The 4,014-nt window shown below is 65.4% G+C and carries 2 protein-coding genes; both read right to left on the bottom strand.

The genetic code is table 11. From position 1 onward, the window contains the following. On the bottom strand, positions 1-3,291 hold a 3,291-nt coding region (locus tag EN935_RS25445), incomplete at its 3' end, for an autotransporter-associated beta strand repeat-containing protein (RefSeq protein WP_206534565.1). Positions 3,292-3,747: 456 nt separating this feature from the next. Further along, positions 3,748-4,014: ketopantoate reductase C-terminal domain-containing protein (locus tag EN935_RS25450; protein WP_281040361.1), on the bottom strand; the 267-nt coding region annotated here is incomplete at its 5' end.

Here is a 4,014-nt window from a genome sequence, read left to right on the forward strand (position 1 = left end):
GTAGTCGCCCTTGAGCGCGAAGCTGCCGTTCGAGATGCCGCCGACGTCGACGATCTTGATGCCTTCGGCCGTTTGATCTCCCGCGCCGCCGAAATTGGCGACCTCGAGCGTGCCCGTCCCCGACGAGCCGCCGGCGATCACCAGCATGTCGGTCGCCGAGCCGTCGCCACCAAGCGCTGTGTTGAGGACGAATGTGCCGCCATTGCCGACATAATCGCCGCTGATGGTCAGCGTGTTGCCGAGACCGCCGCCGGCGATGCGCACCGTTCCGGCATTGGTCAGCCCGGCAAGCGTCTGGGAGGTGCCAGCAAGATCGAGCGTGGCGCCCGAGGCGACCGAGAACTGCGAGGAGGAACTGAACGCGTTGGCCGCGCCCGCGGCAAGCGTGCCGCCGCTGACCGAAGTGGCGCCCGTGAAGCCTGAGTTGCCCGAGGCGAGCACCACCGTGCCCAGTCCGTCCTTGACGAAAGCGCCGGCGCCCGAGAGCACCCCGGCATAGCTCGCATTGGCCGCCTCATCGAAGGTGAAGGAGGTCCCCGCGCCGATCGCGACATCGCCGCCGAAGCGCTCGGCCGCCGAGACGAGGCCACCCTGATCGATGGTCCAGTCGAGCAGCGAGGTGCCGGTCAGCGTCAGCGCGCCGGCGCCGTCCTTCACCATCGTGCCGGTGCCGGAGATATCGCCGGCAAAGCTGGCATCCGCCGCCTGGTCGAACACGACAGTGCCGGCATTGCCGATGTCGCCACGGATCGAAGCCGCATTGCCGATCAGCGTGCCGGCGTCCACCAGCGTGTTGCCGCCATAGCTGTTCGTTCCGGTGAGGGTTAGCGTGCCGGAGCCTGTCTTGGCGAGGCTGCCGGCACCCGAGATCACGCCGGAAAGGGTTAGGTTGGCTGCGGTGTCGAAGGTGCCGCCGGCCGCCAAAAGCGTGACGTCGCGCGCCGAGGAGAAGGCGGCGGTGTTGCGCAGCGTGCCGCCGGAAAGCGTCAGGCCGCCGGCGGCGTCGCCGAGATTGTTATCGGCCGCAACCGAAAGCACGCCGCCGGAGACGTTGGTACCGCCGGTGTAGGTGTTTGCGCCCGAAAGCACCAGCGTGCCCGCATCGGTCTTGGTGAGGCTGCTCGCCCCGGTCAGCACGGAGGCGATGGTGGCGGTATAGCCTGCTCCGGCCACCGTGCCGTCACCGACCCGGATGATGCTCTCGCCGCCAGCGCCGGCCAGCGTGATGGCGTCGCCTTCGATGCGGTAGCCATCGGCGGCGAACTGCATGCCGGTAACCTCCAGCGCGCCAGCGCCGTCGTCGGCGATGACGGTGCCGCCGAGCGTCTGGAAGACGGCGAAGCCGGGCTGCGGCTTCATGGCTCCGTTGACCAGGCCGGTGCTCGTCGTCCAGTTCGGGCTCGTCGCCGTCCAGGTGCCGTTGCCGCCGTCGACCAGATCGTTGTTGGCGTTGCCGGCCGCGTCGCCGTCCCAGAACAACAGGTTATTGCCGACGCTGCTGATCAGATTGACTTGGTTGGCGACGGAGGTCTGCACCGTCAGGTCGGCCGCCGTGACGCCGACCGGCAGATTGCCGAATTCGAGACCATTGTCGGTGAGCGCGCCGCCATAATTGATCAGCCGGTAGACGCCCGGGCCGAAGCCGCCGACGTCGGTGATGTCGAGGCTGCCGTCCAGCGTCAGGGCGCCGGTCACCACGATCAGGTCGTTGACGCCGCCGCCGACAATGCCGGCCTGGCCGAGCTCGTAGTCGAGGATCGAGCCGGAGCTCAGGGCAAGCGACCCGACCGTCAGCGTGCCGGGGCTGGAGCCCGGCGCCAGCACGCCGCCATCGGCGACGATCACCGCGCCGCCGATCGAGCCGGAGCCGCCCAGCGTGCCGCCGCTGTTGACCGTCGTCTGAGTGTTGCCGAGCGATCCCTCGACGACAAGCTTGCCGCTATCGACCGTGGTGGCGCCGCTATAGTCGTTTGCGCCGGTGAGGATCGTCGTTCCGGTGCCGATCTGGCTCACCGATCCCGTGCCGCTGATGACCCCATTGTAGGTCAGCGCATTGCTGCGGTTGAAGGCGAGCGTGCCATTGTCGGTGACGTCGCCGATGATCGAGCCGCTGGTACCGCCATTGCCCAGCTGCAGCGTGCCTTGCTGGATGTCCCAGTTGGTGGTTGCCGTGCCGGCGCCGGTCAGCGACCAGGTGCTGGTGCCGGTCTTCTGGAAGGTGTCGAAGTTCCGGTATTGCGCCGCCGCACCAATAGAGGAGATATCGAACGTGCTGTCGGTATTACCGCCGAGCCGCAACGTGTCGGTCGCCTGGGTCGCGTTCGCGACGACATTGCCTTCGATCACCGAGCCGGCCTGCAGCTCGAGTGTCATCGAGCCCGTCGTCGGCGTAACGTTCCAGGCGATCGCATTGGCCTGACCGGCGCCGGCCCGGATCGTGCCGCTGTTGATGAGGCTCACGTTCACCGTGGCCCCATTGGTCGTCACCGCCGCCGCACCGGCTCCCCCCTCAAGAATCCCGGTATTGACGATCGGATTGACGCCTCCTCGGCTAACAATTGCTGCGCGACCGCTGGAACTGCCTCGGATCGTTCCGTGGTTTATAAGCGTGTTGTTCCCCGTAGGGTGGCCGATATCGACGCCGCCCAGGATGAGGCCGTTGTTCGTCAGGGATGATTGGGTTACGACTTGGACGCCACCTCCTATGGAACCATCGGCAGCATTTCCGCCCGAGATCGTGCCGTTGTTGATCAGCGTCGATTGATTCTGCACCACGACGCCGACGCCGCCAGTGCCTCCTATTCCCCCACCTGTTCCGCCTGTGATCGAGCCATTGTTGATGACCGACGCCTGAGTATTTATAAGGACGCCGATCGCACCATTGACGTTGACGGACGCGCCGGCATTGCCGCCGGAGAACGTGCCGGCCAAAGTTTCAATGCTGCCCGGTCCCGCAAACGTAATCCGGCCCCCAGCCCCTGCGGAATTATCAACCCCCTTGAGGGTGAAGCTCTGCGTGTCGATCGTGATAGGCTTGGCGGCGGCCGGAAGATTCGATGCAGATACGGAGAAGCTGCTTGTCAGCGTGATCGTCGCATTGGGGTCGGCGTCGGCGTTCGCGGCAATGATCGCGGCGCGAAGCGAGGCATCGTCGTTGGCGACGTAGTTGCCCGCCATCGCCGGGCGCGGCGCCAGTCCGACAACAACCAGAACGGCCAGGGAAGCGCCCGCCAGAAGGCGCCTGCTCCCTCCGGCCAAAAGCCCGCCGCGCGCGCGAATTCGTCCCGCCATGCCTCGTTCCCCTGATTCCCCGAATGCGCCGAAGGCAGCACGAAAATTATTAGCCCGCAAGACACTTATAGTCTTGAGGACTACCAAAAAGCTAACGTTGATCAGTAAAATGAAGTCTGTGGCGTCTGTACGACAGGAAATCTATTTAATTAGCTTCCTCTTACTAAAGCAAAGCCTCACTAAATGACGTGAATGACCTCGCCGCATGCGGAAATCTGGAGCCGCTGGCCGTCCAGCCGATTCCATGGATAAACTCGGGGCCTGCGGGACTAAGTGGACGCAGCACAAAGGCCACTTGCACTTCGGAACTGAACCGGAATTGCGCCGCCGCGCCCACGCCATCCCGTCGCCCGCGAAAGTGGTCGTCAGCCCCTTGCAGCGGATGCCGCCAATCTAAGCCGCCACTGCGAACCACCGAGGCAGAGCAGGCGCTTCAAGGTTTAGACCGCCGCGCCCTCACCCATAACACCCGCGCTCCACCGCCAGTCGGCGCACCAGTGCCAGCACGGCATCGATGGTCGGCGTCGGTCTGTCCGTTAGCCGGCCAAGTTCCTGCACCGCGCTCACCAGCGCGTCGATTTCCATCGGCCGGCCGCGCTCCAGATCCTGCAGCATCGAGGTCTTGTGTTCGCCGACATCGCCGGCGCCCTTGATGCGCCGGTCGACCCCGATCGGAAAACGCACGCCGAGGCTTTCGCCGATCGCCTGCGCTTCCAGCATCAT

Source organism: Mesorhizobium sp. M7D.F.Ca.US.004.03.1.1 (assembly GCF_003998635.1).
In the GTDB taxonomy this organism is placed as follows: domain Bacteria; phylum Pseudomonadota; class Alphaproteobacteria; order Rhizobiales; family Rhizobiaceae; genus Mesorhizobium; species Mesorhizobium loti.